The organism is Oceanisphaera arctica (assembly GCF_002936955.1).
In the GTDB taxonomy this organism is placed as follows: Bacteria; Pseudomonadota; Gammaproteobacteria; order Enterobacterales; family Aeromonadaceae; genus Oceanimonas; species Oceanimonas arctica.
In genome coordinates, this window is sequence record NZ_MPZM01000017.1 from 1 (window position 1) to 21,209 (window position 21,209).

Here is a 21,209-nt window from a genome sequence, read left to right on the forward strand (position 1 = left end):
CGCGATCGCCCCCGCCCCCAGCGCCGCCATATCGACCGGCCCATCGGGCTTTTCGACCGTACCACGACCGGGCCGGGTCGTTGGCCCCTTGGAAGGTTACCGGGGACGGTTCGTAGTACTTACCCTACGACGGGTCCCAACCCCGGGGAAAACCCTAACGGACCCCCGGACGTACGTCCGGTCGTCCTACCGACCGGTCCGGACCGACTACGGGGCCAAGGGCCCAAACCCGGAATTTACCGGTAAGGTTCGTTGGGGTCCGGGTTCGGGTCCCTACGTCCGAAAAGGGGGCCCCCAACGAACTAACGGGGTACGGTACCCGGGCCGGCGCACTTTCGTCCTGTTTCAGCCGTTTGAACCAACGCCGGGCCGCCGGTTTCAGCCGTCCCTGACGCGCCAATAGCTGTCCCGACAAGGGGCCATTATCCCAGCGGCCTTCCTCCACGCAGGGCCACCAGATAGGCCGCATCGGCCAAGGCCCCAGCCCGGCCCTGCCGTTGCCAGTCTTTCGCCGTCAACAGCAACTGCCCCAGCCAGGGCTCTGTGCCCAGTTGCCAGACCTGTCGCCCGAGCGGGGTGAGCTGAGCCCCCGTCAGTAAGCCCAGGCTTGCGAGCTGGTTGCGGGCCGCCGCCAGCAGGGGGGAGGGTGGCGGCGTCAGCAAGGGCAGCTGCTCGGGCTCGGCGCCCCAGGCGGCGCATTCCAGCAAGAAGCTTGCCAGGTCACTCTGTTCGATTTCCGCCGGGCGCCGGGCCGCCAGCCGCTCCTGTTGCTCCTGACTCCATAGCCGCAGACAGGCGCCGGGCTGCAAGCGCCCGGCCCGACCGGCCCGCTGGGTGGCCGAGGCCTGGCTAATCTGTCGGCTGTGCAGCCGGGTAATGCCTGACTGGGGCTCGAACTGTGACTGTCGCTCCAGTCCCGAGTCCACCACTATGCTGATGCCGTCGATGGTAAGCGAGGTTTCTGCCACATTGGTGGCCAGCACCACTTTTCGCCGCCCGGGTCCGGCGGGAGCAATGGCCGCCTGCTGTTCGGCCAGCGTCAACCGGCCATAAAGCGGCCTGAGCTCAACCTCCGAGCCTGTTTTGCCGTTCAGCCAATCCTGAGTGCCGCGGATTTCCCGCTCACCGGGCAGAAAGGCCAGTACGCTGCCATCAAAATGATCCAGCGCCGCCAGTATGGCCCGGCCCATGGCTTCATCCAGCCGGCTGTGCTGATTACGGGGCTGATATTCCAGCGTCACCGGAAAACTACGCCCGGCGCTCTGCACCACGGCCGCATCGGGCAGCAGGCTGTCGAGCGCCAGCCCCTCCAGGGTCGCGGACATCACCATGATTTTGAGGTCTTCACGCAGCGCCTGACATTCCAGGGCGAAGGCCAGCGCCAAGTCTGCCTGCAGGCTGCGTTCGTGAAATTCATCGAATATCAGCAGCCCGACGCCGTCCAGCTCCGGATCGGCCTGCAGCATACGCGTCAGCACCCCCTCGGTGACCACTTCCAGCCGGGTGTCTTTGCCGACCCGGCTTTCACCGCGCATGCGATAGCCGATGCGGCCACCCGGCGTTTCACCCAGCTGCGTCGCCAGATACTGGGCGATGGTGCGCGCCGCCAGCCGCCGGGGCTCCAGCATGATGATACGGCCCCGGATCTCGGCCTGCTCCAGCAGCCATAATGGCAGCCAGGTGGATTTACCGGCGCCGGGTGGCGCTTCGATGATGATCTGGGACGCCGTTAGCGCCTGCTGTAACCGGGGCAGGGCCTCGACGATGGGAAGCTGATTCACGTGATTACCTGACTGATCGAAAACGACTATATTGTGCCAAAAGCCCCGGAAAAGGACTACGGTATTGAACATGGATACATCGCGGTTGTTTCTGGCCTTTCCCGCCGACGACCAGGCCCCGGCTCTGAGCCGGTTGCAGGACCGTCTGGCCCTGGCCGGGCGACGAATACCGGCCAGCCAGTTTCACCTGACGCTACGCTTTCTCGGGCCACTCACGCCGGTACAGTCCGGCTCCTTGTTGAAACAGCTACCGAAGATGCGGCTACCTGCCTTCACGCTGGAACTGGATCGGCTCGGCAGCTTTCCCCGAGCCAAGGTGGTCTGGATAGGCCCTTCTCGGGTTCCCTTCGCCCTCTCTACGCTATCCGATGAACTGGCCGCACGTTGTGCCGCCCTTAAGCTGGGGCCGCCTCACAGAGCCTTTCGGCCGCATATTACCCTGTTCCGCCATGACAGCACCCAGGAGTTGCCGCCGATCACCCCCATCCGCTATCGTCCCTCGCGGCTGTGCCTCTACAGCTCCACCTTGAGCGAGCAAGGTCCCAACTACCATATTCTGCAATCCTGGCCGCTGACAGATAGCTTTAACTGAGATGGCAATCAGCTACCGGTTAAAAGGGACGAAGTTTGGAACCGGCTTTCTCTGAAAGCTGAAAACCTGCCTCCTTGTCACAAATCCACTTGCTGAACAAAGAGGCAGCAGGGTTACCCTCACCCGACACGCTTCAAGTACGTCCATGTAACGCTCAGCACATAACATCCCTGTCATGTGACGGTCGGCTGAGGCAATCCCTGTTGCCTCTTGCATGACCCGGAGCTGTCTGTGGGAAGTGTTATCAGGCGACTCCGTTGCCCTGATGAGGGTAAAGGGTGTCCGCTCAGCAGACCATCTGACCGACATGGATGGCGGGAATGCTGGGACGGCAGGAGCATTTCCCGGCCGCGCCAAAGATGCCGCGGTTGAGCCTCAAGGGGGCGAGCTTGCTCGCCGTGACGAGCCGTTTCAGCCTGACCGAATATCCAGTGAATATTCGCAGCAGGCTGAAACAGCGAGTGTCATGTCATACGGCGTGTCGGCGGAGTGGTGCCCTTTGCCCGATTTCATGCTGCCATAATAGGCAAAAACCTGCTTCCAGGGGGCCGCCTCACGCCCCATTATTCACATGCATGTCAAACGGCAGCGCCTGTACCAACTGCATGCCGCCGGGGCTGATGTCGGCCCGCCAAGCCAGACATTCCACCCCCGCCGCCAGCGCCTCGGCCACCAGGGCGCCATAGGCCGAATCCAAATGACTAGCCGGACTGACGCGCTCGATGCCGGTATGCAGCACACAGAACAGCAGTACCGCCCTGTGCCCGTTATTAACGCAGTCGATCAGCTCCCGCACATGCTTCTGCGCCCTGAGACTCTCGGTATCCGGAAAATAGCCCTGACCGGTCATCTCTCCCTCACTCTCATCCAACAGGGTCACGCTCTTGACCTCCACATAACAGACCGGCTCAACGCCGCCGCTCAGCAAAAAGTCGATGCGGCTGCCCTCGTTGCCGTAGCGGACCTCGGCCCTGATATCGCCATATTGCGCCAGCTGTGGAATTCGCTTCTGCTCCAGCGCTTCACCCACCAGCAGGTTGGCCCGGGCGGTATTGACACAGATGAAATCACCGCGCTGGTTTTCGACCAGCTCCCAAGTATGAGCATATTTGCGTTTTTGGTTGTCTGATGTAGAGAAGTACACCGTCCAGCCCGGCTCGGCACAGCCGGTCATTTTGCCAGTATTGGGGCAATGAATGGTCAGCGGAGCCTCTGGCGAAGAGTCCTGATGGATGACGTCGGCCAGAAAGCGCTTGTAGCGCCGGATCAACTGCCCTCGGCACAAAGAAGAGGAAAACTGCACGATTGTACCTATAGTTCATGAATAGAGTTTGATAGTAATCTTTATCACAGCCCCGACTCTACTCTTGAAAATACTGTTCCTCATCCCCATATGGAGGGCTCACCAAGAAGCTGCCGCTCTTTACGACCCGGGCCACTCAACCAGAGTAATTTCAGAAAAAAGTGGTTATGGTCGTATTTAAGGGTCGATTTTCGCAGAAACAGCAATGCAAAATTGCCTTGCCAATATGCTTTCTGCTATAGATAGCCGCTTCTTAACATTGGTTGGCGCAATATTGCTTTTTAGGAGATACGGAATGCCAGCAGTCGAAACCAAAAAATCTCTCGGTATTCTGGCCATTGCCGGTGTTGAGCCCTACCAGGCGAAGCCCGACGAAGAATACATGAACGATGCGCAAAAAACGCACTTTCGCAAAATTCTGGGTGCCTGGCGCAATCAGTTGCGCGAAGAAGTGGATCGCACCATGGGCTACATGAAAGACGAAGCAGCCAACTTCCCCGATCCGGTGGACAGAGCCGCTCAGGAAGAAGAATTCGCGCTTGAACTGCGTGCCCGGGATCGGGAGCGCAAGCTGATCAAGAAGATCGAAAAAACCATGCAGAAAATCGAAGAAGACGACTTCGGCTATTGCGAGCACTGCGGCGTGGAAATCGGCATTCGCCGACTGGAAGCACGCCCCACCGCCGATCTGTGCATCGACTGCAAGACCCTGGCCGAGATCAAGGAAAAACAGATGGCCGGTTACTAAACCGTCCCTGCCAACATGAACAAGACCGCGCCCAACTGCTACATTGGGCGCTTTGCCCCCTCGCCCAGCGGCCCCCTTCACTTCGGCTCTCTGATAGCCGCCCTCGGCAGCTATCTGCAAGCCAGAAGTCATCAGGGTCAATGGTTGCTGCGTATCGAAGACCTGGATCCGCCGCGGGAGGTTCCCGGGGCGGCCGATGCCATATTGCGCACCCTGGACTCCTTTGGTCTGCACTGGGACGATTCCGTCGTGTATCAGAGTCAACGACTCGAGGTGTACCGGGCCGTGCTGGACGACTGGGCCCGACGAGGGTTGACCTATCACTGCCACTGTACCCGCAAGATGGTAAGCGCCACCGGCGGCTTTTATAACGGCCATTGTCGTGATCTTGCTCTGCCGGCCGAAAACGCGGCCATCAGACTGGTTATGGACCAGCCGGTTTACGGCTTTCATGACCGGCTGCAGGGGGTCATCACAGTGCCCGTCGCGCTGGCCGAAGAAGACTTTATCGTGCGTCGTCGCGACGGGCTCTACGCCTATAATCTGGCGGTGGTGGTCGACGATGCCGAGACTGGTATTACCGAGGTGGTACGGGGTGCCGACCTGCTCGACCCCACGGTACGCCAGATTGCACTTTACCGGATGTTGAATGCACCGGAGCCCGGTTGGCTGCATCTGCCGCTGGCTCTGTATTCAGGCCATAAACTGTCCAAGCAGAATCACGCTCCGGCACTGGATGACCAGCAGCCGGGCAAGACGCTCTGGCACGCGCTGGATTTTCTCGGACAAGAACCCCCGCCGGCACTTTTTGGTGCCGGTGCTGCCGAACTACTGCTCTGGGCTTGCCGTCACTGGCGCCTGGATCGAGTGGCCAGCAGACCAAATATCGAGCTGAAGTGCGCAGACAGTTCGCATTTTCAGCGCCCTGCGCTATTATAGTGCGCCGATTTTTTTAGCTTAAGGCCTTGCGAGGTGTCCTATTTTTTCCCAGATTGCTGGCTTTTGTAGAAAGCTGCTTACCCGACAACAGGAGGCGTTGCCATTGCAACCCGTGGTTCTAGAGCGCGCCCAACATGGTATTTCGCGCCGACAGATCAGTGAAAACGCCCTCAAAGTACTGTATCGCCTGAACAAGGCGGGCTTCGATGCCTACCTGGTCGGTGGTGGTGTGCGTGACTTGCTGCTGGGCAGATTGCCCAAGGACTTTGATGTCTCCACCAACGCCACCCCTGACCAGATAAAGCAGCTTTTCAGCAACTGCCGTCTGGTTGGTCGCCGTTTTCGCCTGGCCCACGTGCTGTTTGGTCGCGATGTGATCGAGGTGGCCACCTTCCGCGGCCATCACCATCAGGTTAATACCAACAAGAACGTCTCGTCCCAGTCTTCCGAAGGCATGTTGCTGCGCGACAACGTCTACGGCACCATCGAAGAAGACGCGGAGCGCCGCGACTTTACCGTTAACGCCCTCTATTACAATATTGCCGACTTCAGCGTGGTCGGTTTTGCCAATGGAATCAAGGATCTGGAAGCGCGTCGTCTGGAACTGATCGGCGACCCGGAAACCCGCTATCGGGAAGATCCGGTGCGCATGATCCGGGCGGTACGTTTTTCCGCCAAGCTCGGTCTGACCATCAGCCCCCGCACCGAAGCGCCCATTCACAGCCTGGCGCCGCTGCTGGCCGATATACCCGCCGCCCGACTGTTCGAAGAAACACTCAAGCTGTTTCTTGCCGGTCACGGACTGGAAACCTATCGCCAGTTGCAGCAATACGGCCTCTTTGCGCCGTTATTTCCGGAAGCTGCCGAGGTCATGGGCGCGGGCAAGAATCGCTACGGTCGCTTCATCGAGCTGGCGCTGACCAACACTGACGAGCGTATCGCCCAGGATATGCGGGTTACCCCCGCCTTCTTGTACGCCGCCCTTCTGTGGGGTCCGGTAGAAACCCGCACCCAGGCCTTCATGAATGAAGGCGGCCTGAACCATTACGACGCCTTTATGCTGGCCACCGATGATGTGCTGGGTCGCCAGGTGAAAACCGTCGCTATTCCTCGTCGTTTCAGCTCTGTGGTACGCGATATCTGGCAGCTGCAGGATCGTCTCACCAAGCGCAGCGGTAAGCGGCCGCACCGCCTGCTCGAGCATCCCAAGTTCCGCGCCGGCTACGACTTTTTGCTGCTGCGTGCCGAACTGGACCCGCGCCTGAAGGAGCTAGCCGAATGGTGGACCGATTTTCAGGTCGCCAACCCGGTCGAACGGCAACAGCCGGCCCGGGGTGCGCAGGAAGCTCCCGCCCATGCGGCTAACGAGTCCGAACCACGCAAGCCACGCAAACGGCCACGTCGTCGTCCGCGTCGGAAAAAAGACGCATGACCACCGTATTTGTCGCCCTCGGTGCCAACCTTGGCGAGCCGCTGGCACAAATCAGGGCGGCTCAGCTCGCCCTGGCCTCGCTGGCCACAGCGGGCAGCCTTCAGCATTCGCCGCTGTATCAAAGTCTGCCCATGGGGCCGGCAGATCAGCCGCCCTATATCAACGGGGTATCGATGTTTGATACCCGGCTCGAGCCACATGACCTGCTGGATGCGTTACAACGCATAGAGCAGGCACACGGCCGGGTACGCAAGGAAGAACGATGGGGACCTCGCACCCTGGATCTGGACATGCTGCTCTATGGCGAACGCCACATAGAAGATGAACGGTTGACGGTCCCCCACTATGGCATGAAGCAACGGGAATTTGTGCTTTACCCGCTGGCAGATCTGGCTTCTGGCCTGACACTGCCTTGCGGTACTCCCCTGGCCCAGCTGTTGCAACAGTGCCCGGCCAATAGCATGACCCGACTGCCTCCGCAGTAAAGGAATCACTCATGAGTAAAATCACCACGGCACGCCTGCTGGCGATGAAACAGGCCCGGCAGAAAATCGCCATGATCACCGCCTATGATGCCACCTTTGCCACACTATTCGAACAAGCCGGCGTGCATGCTATTCTGATCGGCGACTCTCTCGGCATGGTACTGCAGGGCGAGGACAGCACCCTCAAGGTGACGGTCGAGGATATCGCCTACCACACAAAATCTGTGGCCAACGGCTGTGAAAAGTCGCTTATCGTCGCCGATATGCCGTTTATGAGTTACAGCAATCCAGAGCAGGCCTGTGCCAGCGCCGCCGCCCTGATGCGCGCCGGTGCCCACATGGTCAAGCTGGAAGGCGGCGACTGGCTGGCCGAGAGCGTCACCCAGCTGACCCGTCAGGGCATTCCGGTGTGCGGTCATCTGGGCCTGACGCCGCAGTCGGTACACGTGTTCGGCGGCTTCAAGCTACAGGGCCGTGAGACCGAGCAGGCCGAGCAAATCAAACGCCATGCCAGAGCGCTGGAAGCCGCCGGCATTCAGCTGCTGGTGCTGGAATGCGTGCCAAGCCAGCTTGCCACCGATATCAGTCAGATGCTGAGCATTCCGGTGATCGGTATCGGCGCCGGTGCCAATACCGACGGTCAGGTGCTGGTGATGCAGGACGCCCTGGGGCTCACTACCGGCTATGTGCCCAGATTCACCAAGAACTTCCTGGCCGACAACGGCAACGTCAAGGCCGCCATCGAAGCCTATGTAGCCGACGTGACCGAGGGCCGTTTCCCTGGCCCGGAACACAGTTTTAACTGAGGACAGACAATGCAGCTGGTCAGCACCCCGGACGAATTAAGAGCCGTCATCAACGGCTGGCGCCGCCACGGCGAGCGTATCGGCTTCGTACCCACCATGGGCAACCTGCACCCGGGGCACCTGGAACTGGTCAAGCAGGCCAGGACCCTCTGCGATCGCGTAGTAGTCAGCATCTTCGTCAATCCGATGCAGTTTGACCGGGCCGCCGATCTCGAAGCCTATCCACGCACCCTGGAGCAGGACTGCGAGCGGCTGGGTGAACTGGCGGATATCGTCTTTACGCCCACGCCGGCGCTGATGTACCCCGATGGCCAGCAGCAGCAAACCCGGGTCGTGGTGCCCGGCATCGCCGAGGTGCTGGAAGGCGCCCTGCGTCCGGGTCACTTCGACGGCGTCAGTACCGTCGTGTGCAAGCTGTTCAACCTGGTGCAACCGGATCTGGCCTGCTTCGGCGAAAAAGACTACCAGCAGCTGGCGCTAATCCGTAAAATGACCGCCGATTTGAACATGCCGGTCGAGATCCTCGGCGTGCCCACTGTACGCGCCGAAGACGGCCTGGCGCTGAGTTCCCGCAATGGTTATCTGACCGACGCCGAACGCGCTCAGGCCCCCGAGCTTGCCGCCACCATGAACTGGCTGGCCAGTCGCATGGCCGACGGCGAGCGGGATATTGAACGGCTGGCAGCAGAAGGCAGTGCCCGGCTGAACGACGCCGGCTTTCGTACCGACGGCATCGATATCGTCGATGCGGACATCCTGTTGCCGTTAACAGCGCAGAGTCGGGCAGTCGTCATCCTGATGGCCGCCTTTCTCGGCAAGGCCCGACTGATAGACAATAAAGTCGTGCCCCTGAAGTGACACTCAGCTGTCGCCAAGGAGAAGGAGCCTGATTCCTCTTCTGTGTGCCGGCACTGAACCAGTAAGCCCTTGAGGCAGTAGTAAAAATGGAGACAAGGTAAAGATGGACATGCAACGCATTATGCTCAGAGGCAAGCTGCACCAGGCCCGGGTCACCCACGCCGAGCTGAACTACGAAGGCTCCTGCGCCATCGATCAGGATCTGCTGGACGCGGTCAACATCCGCGAATACGAGCAGATCGATATCTACAACATCGAAAACGGTGAGCGCTTCCACACCTACGCCATTTCCGGCGAACGTGGCTCGAAGATGATTTCGCTGAACGGCGCCGCCGCCCGCAAGGCCGCCGTGGGCGACCGCATCATCATCTGCGCCTATGCACCGATGAGCGAGCTGCAAATCGAAAGCTACGATCCCAACCTGGTGTATCTGGATGCGGACAACAACATAGTACGCACCAGCAAGAACATCCCCCTGCAGCTGGCCTGATCGCTACCATTCCCCGCAGGTTATATGCAAAAGGCAGCCAGTTGGCTGCCTTTTGCATTCAGGAGCGTAATCCGCGCCCGGTGTGAATTAGATACCAGGCCAGCCCGTAGAACAGGGCGATAACGCCGATGATAATGCCGTAGGCGATGGTCAGCGGCACGTCGGAGATACCGAGAAAACCATAGCGGAAGGCATTCACCATATAGAGTACCGGATTGGCATGAGAAACTGCCTGCCAGAACTCGGGTAACAAATTGATGGAGTAGAACACCCCGCCCAGATAAGTCAGCGGCGTCAGCACAAAGGTCGGAATGATGCTGATATCGTCGAAGCTGCGGGCAAAGATGGCGTTGAGCAGGCCCGCCAGCGAAAACAGCACCGAAGTCAGAAACACGGTAAAGATCACGCTGAACAGGTGGCTTATCTGTAAGTCGACAAAAAACAACGACACCAGGCTGACGATCAAGCCCACCAGCAGGCCCCGTACCACGCCGCCGCCCACATAGCCGGCAATAATCACATAGGTCGGTACCGGCGCCACCAGCAATTCTTCCACGTTGCGCTGGAACTTGCTGCTGAAAAACGACGAGGCCACGTTCGAGTACGAGTTGGTGATCACAGACATCATGATCAGGCCCGGCACTATGAAGGCCATATAGGAATAACCGCCCATATCGCCGATACGGCTGCCGATGAGGTTGCCGAAAATCACGAAATACAGGGTCATGGTAATGGCCGGCGGCACCAGGGTCTGTACCCAAATCCGGGTAAAGCGTACGATTTCCCGGTGCAAGATGCTGTTGAAGGCAACGTAATAATTTTTTCCGCTCATGCCGTCGTTCTCCCCTGCTCCACCAGCGTGACGAATAGTTCTTCCAGCCGGTTGGCCTTGTTACGCATACTCAGCACCCGAATCCCCTGCTCGTTGAGCTGGGCAAAGACGCCGTTCAGCCCCTGCTCTTTCTTCACTTCCACTTCCAGGGTGTGATCGTCCAGCAACTGCCAGTTGAAACCGGACAGAAAGGGTTCCCGACTGTCGGTAGCCAGATCCAGAATAAAGGTTTCCACGTTGAGCTTGCCGAGTAACCCCTTCATGCTGGTGTTCTCGACCAACCGCCCCTTGTCGATGATGCCGATATTCCGGCACAGCATCTCCGCTTCTTCCAGGTAGTGGGTGGTCAGGATAATGGTAATGCCCTGTTCGTTGATATCCTTGAGAAAATCCCACATGGCCCGGCGAATTTCGATATCGACCCCAGCGGTAGGCTCATCAAGAATCAACAACTTGGGCTCGTGCATCAGAGCCCGGGCTATCATCAGTCGTCGCTTCATGCCGCCGGACAGGGTGCGGGCGGGCACATCTCGCTTGTCCCACAGATCCAGCTGTTTCAGGTAACGTTCGGCGCGAGTCTTGGCTTCCTGACGCTCAACCCCGTACAGGCCGGCCTGGTTAACGACTATCTGGCCGACTTTTTCAAACTGGTTGAAGTTGAACTCCTGGGGCACCAGACCAATCTGGGTCTTTGCCTGATTCAGGTGAGTATCGATATCGTAACCGAAGACTTTTACCTTGCCGGCCGTCTTGTTCACCAGAGAGGAAATAATACCGATGGTGGTGGATTTTCCCGCCCCGTTGGGGCCGAGTAAGGCATAAAAATCGCCCTTGTTGACTGTTAGATCTATGCCCTTCAAGGCTTCTACGCCACCGGCGTAGGTCTTGCGCAGGCCATCAATCTCCAGTGCTTTGGTCATTATTGGCTCCATAGAATAAAAAATACCCGGGGCAGGTAACGGGCAAGAACCCGTCGCCCCATTCCCAGGCAGACTTGGCGTATAAGCAAAAAATTCTTAATCGAGCGGTATCACCTTACCGATATAAGGCAGGTTGCGATACAACTGGGCATAATCGATGCCGTAGCCGACCACGAATTCGTCGGGAATAGTAAAGCCGATCCAGTCTACCGGCACCTGTACTTCGCGGCGGTTGGGTTTGTCGAGCAGCGAGCAGATGGTCAGCGAGGCCGGGTTGCGCAGCGACAGTATCTCCTTGACCTTGCTCAGGGTGTAGCCGGTGTCGATGATGTCTTCGACGATCAACACGTGCTTGCCGTGGATCTCGTCGTCCAGATCCTTGAGGATCCGCACGTCGCGGTTACTTTCCATGCTGCTGCCGTAGCTGGAGGCGGTCATGAAATCGAGCCGCACCGGCAGGGTAAGCTGGCGACACAAATCGGCCATAAACACACAGGAGCCACGCAGTAGCCCAACCATCACCAACTCATCAACTCCCTTATAATGGGCGTTGATCTGCTCGCCCAGGACCTGGATCCTGGCGTTAACTTCCTCGGTGCTGATCAGGACGTCTACTCTGTGTTTCATTTTTAGCTCCGCTGGGCCTGAAATGCCCGACTGTGATTAAAGCGGTATTCTAGCGGAATTCTCGCTTATCTGCATACCGGGTCAGCTTTCCGACCCGCCATAGCCCCACCGCGGCACCAGATCCTGATCCACCTCGAGATGATCCAGAATGCGCGCCACCATGAAGTCGACCAGATCAGCTATGGTGCGCGGCTGATGATAAAATCCCGGCGACGCCGGCATTATGGTCACACCCAGCCGCGCCAGCTTGAGCAGATTTTCCAGATGCAGCGCCGAGAATGGCGACTCTCGTGGCACCAGGATCAACTGACCCTTTTCCTTGATCACCACATCGGCGGCACGCTCGATCAGGTTATCCGACGATCCCATGGCGATGGATGCCACAGTGCCCATGGAGCAGGGGCAGATCACCATGCGCCGCGGCGCGCCCGAGCCCGAGGCCACCGGTGAAAACCACTCTTCCTTGCCGTAGACCAGAAGCTGCTCCGGGGCCGCCTGATAGCGTTCGGTCAGCAGGGCCGCCAGCGCTTCCGGTTTGCCCGGCCACTGCTCGCCCTCTTCGGTAGCCAACACCACCCGCGCGGCGCTGGACACCAAAAGGTGCACCTGCATGCCGGCGGCCAGCAGGCGCCCCAGCAGTGCCAGCGCATAGGGAGCGCCGGACGCGCCGGACAAGGCCAGGGTGATCTGTCGATGCCGCGGGTACTTATGCACAGACATGAGCCGCCTCCAGCGCCTGCAGTAGGCGGTCGTGAATGCCGCCGAAGCCGCCGTTACTCATCACCAGGATCTGATCGCCCGGCTGTGCCGCCTCGATCAGGGCCGCGATCAGCGCGTCCAACTCCTCAAACACCCGGCCTTGAGGGCAGAGTTCGGCCACCGCCGTCAAATCCCAGTTCAGGCCCGGGGGCCGGAACAGATAGGTCTGATCCGCCAATTGCAGGGAGTCCGCCAGGGGCTGCTGGTGCACGCCCATCTTCATGGTGTTGGATCGCGGCTCCAGCACCGCCAGTACCCGGCCACCTTCTTGAGCCTTCACCTGAGCCTTGAGCCCGGCCAGGGTCCATTCGATGGCGGTGGGATGATGGGCAAAGTCGTCCCATACCCGAATGCCGGCCACCTCGCCTTTCAGCTCCATGCGCCGCTTCGGCGACACGAAGAGGCACAGCGACTTTATGGCTTCCGCCACCGGCACACCCACATGACGCGCGGCGGCCAGCGCCATCAGGCCGTTGTGCACGTTATGCAAGCCGATACAGCCCCAGTGCACTTCGCCGACCGGTTTGCCGTCGAGCAAGACGGCAAAGTGGCCGCCATCGGCTTGCAAGGGCTCGGCCTGCCACAGACCGTCTTCGCCCAGATATTCCACCTCACTCCAACAGCCCATGGCCAGCACCTGGTCCAGCGCCGGCGTCCGGGTCGGCACCAGCACTCGGCCGTGGCCCGGCACCATCCGCAGCAGATGATGAAACTGCCGCTGGATAGCCGCCAGATCGTCGAAGATGTCTGCATGATCAAACTCGAGATTATTGAGGATCAGAGTGCTGGGCCGGTAGTGCACGAATTTGGATCGCTTGTCGAAGAAGGCGCTGTCGTATTCGTCGGCCTCGATCACGAAGAAGGGTGCCTCGCCCAGACGGGCGGACACCTCGAAGTTGCCGGGCACACCACCTATCAGAAAGCCGGGCGCAAGGCCGCAGTCTTCCAGAATCCAGGCCAGCATGCCGGCTGTGGTGGTTTTGCCATGAGTGCCGGACACCGCCAGCACCCAGCGATCCTGCAGCACATGCTCCAGCAGCCACTGGGGACCCGAGGTATAGGGAATGCGACGATCCAGCACCGCCTCCACGCAGGGATTACCCCGGCTCATGGCGTTGCCCACCACCACCAGATCCGGCGCCGGATCCAGCTGGGCGGGATCATAACCTTCGATCAGTTCGATGCCCTGGCGTTCGAGCTGGGTACTCATCGGCGGATAGACGTTGGCGTCGCTGCCGGTGACGCGATAGCCCAGCTGTTTGGCCAGTACCGCCAGCCCGCCCATGAAAGTGCCGCAAATACCGAGAATATGAATGTGCATAAAATGCCCTTGGCTGCTGTATTGAGCGCATTCTAACAATCCGCCGTCGCTTTGGGCACTTGTATGGTGATCTGTGCGACAGCGGTTATAATGTGCGCCTTGATAACCGTTACCCATTTGTATAACAGATGTCCCCCGGCGTGGGTGATAAACTCGGTAATCAAACCCGTCACAGACAACACTAAAGGAAACGTCATGAGCCTGAACCAGGTACCGGCCGGAAAAAGCCTGCCCGAAGATATCTATGTAGTGATCGAGATCCCGCAGAACGCCGATCCCATCAAATATGAAGTAGATAAAGACACCGGAGCGATTTTTGTCGATCGTTTCATGTCTACTCCCATGTTCTATCCCTGCAACTACGGCTACGTAAACAACACCCTGTCTCTGGACGGCGACCCGGTTGACGTACTGGTACCCACCCCGCATCCGCTGGTGCATGGCTCCGTGATCCGCTGCCGCCCGGTTGGCGTGCTGAACATGACCGACGAATCCGGTGAAGACGCCAAGATACTGGCAGTTCCGCATAGCAAGCTGACCAAGGAATACGACCATATTCAGGACATCAACGATGTACCCGAACTACTCAAGGCGCAGATCAAGCACTTCTTCGAGCGTTACAAAGAGCTGGAAGCAGGCAAGTGGGTCAAACTGGAAGGATGGGGCGATAAAGCCGCCGCCGAAGCCGAGATTCTCAGCTCCGCCGAGCGTTACAACAAGGCCTGATCGCCTCTGTTGATGACAAGACGTCAAAAAAGAGCACTTCGGTGCTCTTTTTTTATGCCCGCGGCGGGTGTGGCAGACAGATAATATGGCGGACTAAATAAGGCCAGCCTGGGGCTTATTCTATGATGGCGATGATGGTCGCCAGTATCCCCAGGCTTGAGAGATAGCCCACCAACAGGAGCAACCTGCCCATGCTGGGTTTACCTTTCTGGATTTGTTGCATGTGCATCCGGCGCTCCTCTTTAAAATTAAGGTTAAGGCCTTAATTTTAACATGATCGCAACCTTGTTAACAATAGAAGTCTATGGTGACTAAAAACGCAGTACAGGAGCATAAAATCAAGAACCGCAATACACTGCTTCTCAGCCTGCCCGAAGTAGATCTGGTGAGTTATCGGTACTGCTGCTGTCACCGCTGGGGCAACTGAGTCAGAAATGACTGAAACGTGAGGCGTGAGGCGTGAGGCGTGAGGCGTGAGGCATGAGGCGTGAGGCGTGAGGCAACTCAGTTTATCTTACTTCCTCACGCCTTATCTATGATTCTCAAGCGTATTGTTCTTGCCCGATGTCGGTTTCGGGCTGGGGGTTGAACCAGGCCAGGGAGTCGGCCAGTGCAGCCACTTCGCCGATGACCATCAGGGAGGGGCTGACGACTTGCTCCGCCAGAGCGCCCAGCTCCCTGAGCTCACCACGCACCACTCGCTGATGCACAGTCGTACCACGCTCGATCAGCGCTACCGGGGTGGCTGCGTCCAGGCCGTGTTCGATCAGCTGTTGCTGAATATGGGCCGAGCGCATCAACCCCATGTAGATCACCAGGGTCTGGCGGCCCCGGGCCAGCGAGGCCCAGTCCGGCTCCTTGCCGTCTTTTTTGCTGTGGCCTGTGATAAAGACCGCACTCTGGGCGTGATCCCTGTGAGTCAGAGGGATGCCCGCATAAGCGGTGGCCCCGGCGGCGGCGGTGATGCCCGGCACCACCTGATAGCGAATGCCCGCAGCCTTCAGGCTCTGCAGCTCTTCGGCACCACGACCGAACATGAAGGGGTCGCCCCCTTTCAGTCGCACCACCCGCTTGCCTGCCTGCGCCTGCTCCACCAGCAACTGATTGATCTGATCCTGGGGTACGCTGTGATGACCGGCTTTCTTGCCCACCGAAATCAGCTCGGCCTCGGGACGGATCAGCGCCAGTATTTCTTCCGACACCAGCTGATCGAACAGCACCACCTCGGCTTTCTGCAATTCATTGAGGGCCTTGATGGTCAGCAAGTCCGGATCACCGGGGCCAGAGCCTACCAGTATCACTTCACCGGTCTGGGGCTTCTGTATCTCCTGCTGCAGCCAGAGCTCGGCGGCGGCAAGATTGCCCTGTTTCAGAAAGGCATTCAGGGTCGTATCGTCCTGGGTCCGGGCCCAGAACCGGCGCCGCGCATCGCTGCTGTCCAGCGTCCGCTTGACCTTTTGCCGTAATTTACCCGCCACCAGACTGAGCTGACCCCAGTGTTTCGGCAAAAGAGCATCCAGCCGGGCACGCAACAGACGCGCCAGCCAGGGTGCATCGCCCCCGGTACTGAAAGCCACCTGTATCGGAAGACGTTCGACGATAGAAGGAAAGATCACCGCCGATCGCTTGCTGTCGTCGGCCTTGTTGACCAGCAGTCCACGCTGATTGGCGAGCTGATAAACCAGGGCGTTGACTTCGGTATTGTCGGTTGCCGCCACCACCAGAAACTGGTCGTCGAGGTAGCTTTCGGAAAACACATCGTTCTGCCAGACAAACTGCGCCTGCAGCCGCTGCAACTCGGGAGAAAGCTCGGGTGCTACCACAGTGACCCGGGCCCCCCGCGCCAGCAGAACCCGGACCTTACGGGCCGCCACGGCACCACCACCCACCACCAGACAAGGGCGGTGCTTGATTTTGATAAACAGGGGCAGATGTTCCATGGCCGGCTCCATTGATTCATTGAGATAGACCGACTATAAACAGAAATGAATAGCTCGCAAAAGAATATAAAATGACTTTTTATTCCAAACTGATATTAAGGAAGCGAGAGGTCAAGAAGAGAGGGTAAAGAAACACGGCCGACCGGCGCCGGCCCGTGCAGTTCGATCAGATGCCGCTGCCGTCTGACTCGGGGGTTTCATGCAGGCCGCATTCCCGCTTCAGACCATTGAAGCGGGTATCGGCTTCGCTCATGCCCGGCTCCCACCTGGTGGTGGTGTGTACATCGCCGACCGAGACATAGCCCTGCTCCCACAAAGGGTGATACGGCAGATCGAATTCCTTGAGGTAGTAGTGTACGTCCTTGTTGCTCCAGTCGATGATCGGCAGAAACTTGAACAGGCCGTTCTGCAGCCCCAGCACCTGCAGCTTGCCGCGGGTATCGGACTGGCTGCGACGCAGGCCGGAAAACCAGGTACTGGCCTGCAGATCACGCAGGGCACGCTGCATCGGCTCCACCTTATTGAGCTGGTTGTAGCGGCTGATGCCCTCTACCCCCTGCTCCCACAGCTTGCCGTAACGGGCTTCCTGCCAAGCGGCCGAACTGGCGGCCTGATAGACCTTGAGGTTCAGCCCCAGACGCTCGGTCAGCTCATCGATGAAACGATAGGTTTCCGGGAACAGATAGCCGGTATCGGTGAGAATCACCGGTACGTCGGCTTTCTCTTGCGTCACCAGATGCAGCATCACCGCCGCCTGAATACCGAAACTGGAGGAGAGCACCGGCTCTCCTTCCAGATTCTCCAGTGCCCAGCGTACCCGCTCGGCGGCCGTCATGGCCGCCAGTTGCCGGTTAAGGGGAGCCAGAAACTCCTGCTGCTCCGCCCGGGACAGACTGTTCAGCTCGTTCAGGCAGGGCTGCAGACTAGATGTCATAGTTGCTGGCATAAAAATCCCTCGCTGAATCTATTACCGGCGCTATGATGCCGGCCCGGATAACAAAGTCGCCGAAGCCTTCGCCCGCTTCGCGCTCGGTCGCCCAGCGACCGATAAGGCCGTCCATCTCTTCCAGGATCTGAGCGTCGGTGATGTTTTCCTTGTACATGCGCGGAATACGGGTGCCTTCCCGATTGCCGCCCAGGTGCAGGTTGTAACGCCCCGGCGCCTTGCCCACCAGACCAATCTCGGCCAGCATGGCCCGTCCACAGCCGTTGGGGCAACCGGTCACCCGGAAGATGATGTTTTCACCGGCCATGTCATGTTTGGCCAGCAGGCCTTCGATGTCGGTGACATAGGCGGGCAGCATGCGCTCCGCTTCGGCCATCGCCAGCGGACAGGTCGGCAGGGCCACACAGGCCATGGAGTTCTTGCGCTGCTCCGAGACACTGTCTTCCAGCAGGCCATGCGCCCGTGCCAGCTGCTCTATGGTGTCCTTGTCCCCGGCGGCCACGCCGGCGATGATCAGGTTCTGGTTGGCGGTCAGACGGAAGTCGCCCTTGTGCACCCTGGCAATCTCGCGCATGCCGGTTTTCAGCGGCTTGCCCGGATAATCCAGCAGACGACCGTTTTCGATAAACAGGGTCAGATGGTGTTTGCCATCTATGCCTTCCACCCAGCCGAAGCGATCACCGCGTTCGGTAAATTCATAGGGCCGCGTGTCGGCAAAGGCAATACCGGCCCGCTTCTCGACCTCGGCCTTGAATACCTCGACGCCCACCCGCTCCAGGGTGTACTTGGTCTTGGCGTTCTTGCGGTTGCTGCGGTTACCCATGTCACGCTGGGTAGTCACCACGGCGGCCGCCACATCCAAGGTGTGGGACAACGGAATAAAACCGAAGTCGGTCGCCTTGCGCGGATAGGTGGCGTTATCGCCGTGCGTCATGGCCAGGCCACCGCCTACCAGCACGTTGAAGCCCACCAGCTTGCCGTTGTCGGCGATGGCGATGAAGTTCAGATCGTTGGCATGCACGTCCACGTCGTTCTGGGGCGGTATCACCACAGTGGTCTTGAACTTGCGCGGCAGATAGTTGGAGCCCAGTATCGGCTCTTCGTCCGGGGTGTCCAGACGCTCGCCGTCCAGCCAGATCTCGGTATAGGCACGGGTCTTCGGCAACAGGTGCTCGGAGATTTTCTTGGCCCACTCGTAGGCTTCCTGGTGCAGCTCGGACTCAACCGGGTTGCTGGTACAGAGCACGTTGCGATTAACGTCACCGGCTGTGGCGATGGAGTCAATACCGGTGCTGTTCAGCACCTGATGCATGTGCTTGATGTCACGCTTGAGCACGCCGTGAAACTGGAAGGTCTGACGGGTGGTCAGGCGAATGCTGCCATAGATACTGCTCTCTTCGGCAAACTTGTCGATCGCCAGCCACTGATCGGGGTTGATGATGCCGCCGGGCAGGCGGGCCCGCAGCATGACGTTGTGCAGGGGTTCCAGCTTCTGGGCGGTACGCTCGTTGCGGATATCGCGATCGTCCTGCTGATACATGCCATGAAAGCGGATCAGCTGGAAGTTGTCGCCGTTGAAGCCACCGGTCAGTTCGTCCTGCAGATCCTGCTCTATGGTGCCGCGCAGGAAGTTGCTCTCGCGCTTGAGGCGCTCGTTGTCGGACAGTTTTTGTTCGCTCATCAGTAAACATCCCTCTGGTAACGCTTGGCGCTGCGCAGCGCATCTACATAGTCTTCGGCCTGTTCACGGCTCTTGTTGCCGTGCGCGGCCACCAGCTCGATCAGGGCCTCATGTACGTCTTTGGCCATCTTGTTGGCATCGCCACACACATAGAAGTGGGCGCCCTGCTCCAGCCAGGCATACACCTCGGCACCCTGCTCACGCAGCTTGTGCTGAACGTAGACCTTTTCCTGCTGATCCCGGCTGAAGGCCAGTGAGATCTTGTTGAGCAGGCCGCTCTTGACGTAACGCTGCCACTCGGTCTGGTAGAGGAAGTCCTGGGTAAAGTGCGGATTGCCGAAGAACAACCAGTTCTGGCCATCCGCATCCCGGGCTTCCCGCTCCTGCATGAAGGCACGGAAGGGCGCTATGCCAGTGCCCGGCCCCACCATTATCACCGGGGTGTCGTCACTGGCCGGCAGACGGAAGTTATCGTTGTGCTCGACAAAGACCCGCACCTGGCCGCCTTCTTCCAACCGATCCGACAGGAAGGAGGAGGCACCACCGGCACGGGCTTCGCCGTCCTGTTCGAAACGCACCACGCCCACGGTCAGATGAACTTCTTCTTCCACTTCCGCCTGAGCCGAAGCGATGGAATAGAGGCGCGGTGTCAGGCGGCGCAGGGCCCCCTGCAGCTGCTCGGCGGTAAGGCTGGCTGGCTGCTCCCGGACTATGTCCAGGATCTGGTGGTTGGCGCAGTATTCACGCAAGGCCGCCTTGTCGGCCAGCAGCTGCTGCAGCTTGTCGGCACCGGACAGTTCGGCATAGGCCTGCACAAAGCTGGCGTAACCCTGGGTCAGCTCATAGTGGTTGATCAGCGCCTCGCGGATGCTGACCGACTCATTGTCTATCTTGACCTGGGTGTCGGCCGACAGTTCAAGCAATGCCAGCAGGGCATCGACCAGGCTTTCGTCGTTGCTAAACCAGACACCCAGGGCATCGCCGGGCTGATAGCTCAGATCAGAGCCTTCGAGCGATATCTCGAAATGACGGATATCCTTGTCGGAATCACGGCCGGTGACCTTCTGATTGGTCACCAGCTCGGCCGTAAAAGGGTTCTTCTTATTGTAGAGACTGGCCGCGCCCTGGGTCAGGCCAACAGTCGGGGCCACGTCATTGGCGGCCTCCAGCTGCAGCGCATCCTTTACCAGCGCAACCACAGACTGACTCCAGCTCTCGGCGACCGCATCGTAGTCCACGTCGCAGTCTAGCCTGCCCAGCAAGGGCGTTGCACCGGCCTTCTGCAGATACTCGTCGAAGTCTTTGCCGGTCTGGCAGAAGAATTCGTAAGACGAATCTCCCAATCCCAGCACGCCGTAATGAAGGCCATCCAGCTTGCCGGCCTTGCCGGCTTTCAACTGCTTGTGGAACTCGATGGCGTCATCGGGCGCCTCACCCTCACCATTGGTGCTGGCGACGATCAGTACATGCGTCTCTTTCTTGAGCTGCTTGATCTTGTAGTCGGCCGCGTTAAACAGATCGACCGCTACGCCGTTGGCTCTGGCCTGGGCCTTGAGCGCCTCGGCCACGCCCTTGGCGTTACCGGTCTGAGAGGCATAGATGATGGTCAGCTTGCCGGCAGGCTGAGCCGCCGCCGCAGGAGCCGCGACACCGCCCGGCTGCTGGCTGATGCCGTAAAAATAACCGCTGACCCAGGCCAGCTGAGTCGCACTCAACTCGGCTGCCACCTGAGTAAGCTTATGGACTTGCTGTTCGTTGAGCGGGCTGGCAGACGCCGCGAGTTCCTTTAAAAGCATGACATTCACTTCCACTTTTCCAGATTGGATACAGCTTAAGCCAAGGCAAGGATAAACAATAAAGAATAAAAGATGATTTTTTATACTTATAAAGAATATGAAAGGAACATGAGGGGTGAAGAGTGAGGCGTGAGGAGAATTGCAGACCTGGCTCGGGATGGTTTTATACCAATCCCAGTAAAGATCTGATCACCTTTTAGATTTGGGCTCCAGAGGCAACACAGTCA

Annotated in this window: 20 protein-coding genes; 9 read left to right on the forward strand and 11 right to left on the reverse strand. The window is 59.0% G+C overall.

Annotation, left to right across the window (positions count from 1 at the left end):
- Window positions 1-422: 422 nt before the first annotated feature.
- A complete protein-coding gene (gene hrpB, locus UN63_RS09350; protein WP_244905172.1) occupies window positions 423-1,781 on the reverse strand; it encodes an ATP-dependent helicase HrpB in 1,359 nt (452 codons plus the stop codon).
- Window positions 1,782-1,851: 70 nt separating this feature from the next.
- Between hrpB and thpR the strand changes: the two genes are divergently transcribed.
- On the forward strand, window positions 1,852-2,373 hold the full coding sequence (gene thpR, locus UN63_RS09355; RefSeq protein ID WP_229793557.1) for an RNA 2',3'-cyclic phosphodiesterase: 522 nt from the start codon (window positions 1,852-1,854) through the stop codon (window positions 2,371-2,373).
- A gap of 553 nt (window positions 2,374-2,926) precedes the next feature.
- On the opposite strand, the gene sfsA is transcribed toward thpR, so the two are convergent.
- A complete protein-coding gene (gene sfsA, locus UN63_RS09365) occupies window positions 2,927-3,676 on the reverse strand; it encodes a DNA/RNA nuclease SfsA (protein WP_104486499.1) in 750 nt (249 codons plus the stop codon).
- Window positions 3,677-3,971: 295 nt separating this feature from the next.
- On the opposite strand from sfsA, the gene dksA reads away from it, so the two are divergent.
- The 7 genes from dksA (at window position 3,972) to panD (ending at window position 9,434) form a co-directional block, all read left to right on the forward strand.
- Window positions 3,972-4,424, forward strand: coding sequence for an RNA polymerase-binding protein DksA (dksA, locus tag UN63_RS09370; protein ID WP_104486500.1), 453 nt, complete (start codon window positions 3,972-3,974; stop codon window positions 4,422-4,424).
- Window positions 4,425-4,439: 15 nt separating this feature from the next.
- Entirely contained in the window at window positions 4,440-5,363 is a 924-nt protein-coding gene (gene gluQRS, locus UN63_RS09375; RefSeq protein ID WP_104486501.1) for a tRNA glutamyl-Q(34) synthetase GluQRS, read from the forward strand.
- A gap of 73 nt (window positions 5,364-5,436) precedes the next feature.
- Complete coding sequence (gene pcnB, locus UN63_RS09380; RefSeq protein WP_229793560.1) at window positions 5,437-6,795, forward strand: polynucleotide adenylyltransferase PcnB; 1,359 nt, start codon at window positions 5,437-5,439, stop codon at window positions 6,793-6,795.
- Window positions 6,792-7,280, forward strand: coding sequence for a 2-amino-4-hydroxy-6-hydroxymethyldihydropteridine diphosphokinase (gene folK, locus UN63_RS09385; protein WP_104486503.1), 489 nt, complete (start codon window positions 6,792-6,794; stop codon window positions 7,278-7,280). The genes pcnB and folK overlap by 4 nt, the downstream gene beginning before the upstream one ends.
- 11 nt (window positions 7,281-7,291) lie before the next feature.
- Window positions 7,292-8,086, forward strand: a complete 795-nt coding sequence (panB, locus tag UN63_RS09390; RefSeq protein ID WP_104486504.1) for a 3-methyl-2-oxobutanoate hydroxymethyltransferase — start codon at window positions 7,292-7,294, stop codon at window positions 8,084-8,086.
- Window positions 8,087-8,095: 9 nt separating this feature from the next.
- Window positions 8,096-8,944, forward strand: coding sequence for a pantoate--beta-alanine ligase (gene panC, locus UN63_RS09395; RefSeq protein WP_104486505.1), 849 nt, complete (start codon window positions 8,096-8,098; stop codon window positions 8,942-8,944).
- Window positions 8,945-9,053: 109 nt separating this feature from the next.
- Window positions 9,054-9,434, forward strand: coding sequence for an aspartate 1-decarboxylase (panD, locus tag UN63_RS09400; protein WP_104486553.1), 381 nt, complete (start codon window positions 9,054-9,056; stop codon window positions 9,432-9,434).
- 58 nt (window positions 9,435-9,492) lie between these two features.
- On the opposite strand, the gene UN63_RS09405 is transcribed toward panD, so the two are convergent.
- The 5 genes from UN63_RS09405 to mpl all read right to left on the reverse strand — a co-directional run bounded on the left by UN63_RS09405 (window position 9,493) and on the right by mpl (window position 13,893).
- Window positions 9,493-10,266 carry an ABC transporter permease gene (locus UN63_RS09405; RefSeq protein ID WP_104486506.1) on the reverse strand — a complete coding sequence of 258 codons (774 nt, stop codon included), beginning with the start codon at window positions 10,264-10,266 and terminating at the stop codon, window positions 9,493-9,495.
- Window positions 10,263-11,186 carry an ABC transporter ATP-binding protein gene (locus UN63_RS09410; RefSeq protein ID WP_104486507.1) on the reverse strand — a complete coding sequence of 308 codons (924 nt, stop codon included), beginning with the start codon at window positions 11,184-11,186 and terminating at the stop codon, window positions 10,263-10,265. Before UN63_RS09410 ends, UN63_RS09405 begins: the two co-directional genes overlap by 4 nt.
- Before the next feature lie 96 nt (window positions 11,187-11,282).
- Window positions 11,283-11,813, reverse strand: a complete 531-nt coding sequence (gene hpt / locus UN63_RS09415; protein ID WP_104486508.1) for a hypoxanthine phosphoribosyltransferase — start codon at window positions 11,811-11,813, stop codon at window positions 11,283-11,285.
- A gap of 81 nt (window positions 11,814-11,894) precedes the next feature.
- A complete protein-coding gene (locus tag UN63_RS09420; protein WP_104486509.1) occupies window positions 11,895-12,533 on the reverse strand; it encodes a flavin prenyltransferase UbiX in 639 nt (212 codons plus the stop codon).
- Window positions 12,520-13,893 (reverse strand): UDP-N-acetylmuramate:L-alanyl-gamma-D-glutamyl-meso-diaminopimelate ligase, encoded by a 1,374-nt coding sequence (gene mpl / locus UN63_RS09425; protein WP_104486510.1) that lies wholly within the window; start codon window positions 13,891-13,893, stop codon window positions 12,520-12,522. Before mpl ends, UN63_RS09420 begins: the two co-directional genes overlap by 14 nt.
- Before the next feature lie 195 nt (window positions 13,894-14,088).
- Here mpl and ppa point away from each other — a divergent pair, with 195 nt between their 5' ends.
- Window positions 14,089-14,619, forward strand: a complete 531-nt coding sequence (ppa, locus tag UN63_RS09430) for an inorganic diphosphatase (RefSeq protein ID WP_104486511.1) — start codon at window positions 14,089-14,091, stop codon at window positions 14,617-14,619.
- Window positions 14,620-15,161: 542 nt separating this feature from the next.
- Here the strand turns inward: ppa and cysG are convergent.
- The 4 genes from cysG to UN63_RS09450 form a co-directional block, all read right to left on the reverse strand.
- Entirely contained in the window at window positions 15,162-16,559 is a 1,398-nt protein-coding gene (cysG, locus tag UN63_RS09435) for a siroheme synthase CysG (protein WP_104486512.1), read from the reverse strand.
- A 166-nt stretch (window positions 16,560-16,725) separates the two neighbouring features.
- Window positions 16,726-17,505, reverse strand: coding sequence for a phosphoadenylyl-sulfate reductase (locus tag UN63_RS09440; protein WP_104486513.1), 780 nt, complete (start codon window positions 17,503-17,505; stop codon window positions 16,726-16,728).
- On the reverse strand, window positions 17,483-19,186 hold the full coding sequence (gene cysI, locus UN63_RS09445) for an assimilatory sulfite reductase (NADPH) hemoprotein subunit (protein ID WP_104486514.1): 1,704 nt from the start codon (window positions 19,184-19,186) through the stop codon (window positions 17,483-17,485). The genes UN63_RS09440 and cysI overlap by 23 nt, the downstream gene beginning before the upstream one ends.
- Window positions 19,186-20,982 carry an assimilatory sulfite reductase (NADPH) flavoprotein subunit gene (locus UN63_RS09450; protein WP_104486515.1) on the reverse strand — a complete coding sequence of 599 codons (1,797 nt, stop codon included), beginning with the start codon at window positions 20,980-20,982 and terminating at the stop codon, window positions 19,186-19,188. The genes cysI and UN63_RS09450 overlap by 1 nt, the downstream gene beginning before the upstream one ends.
- Between the last annotated feature and the right edge of the window lie 227 nt (window positions 20,983-21,209).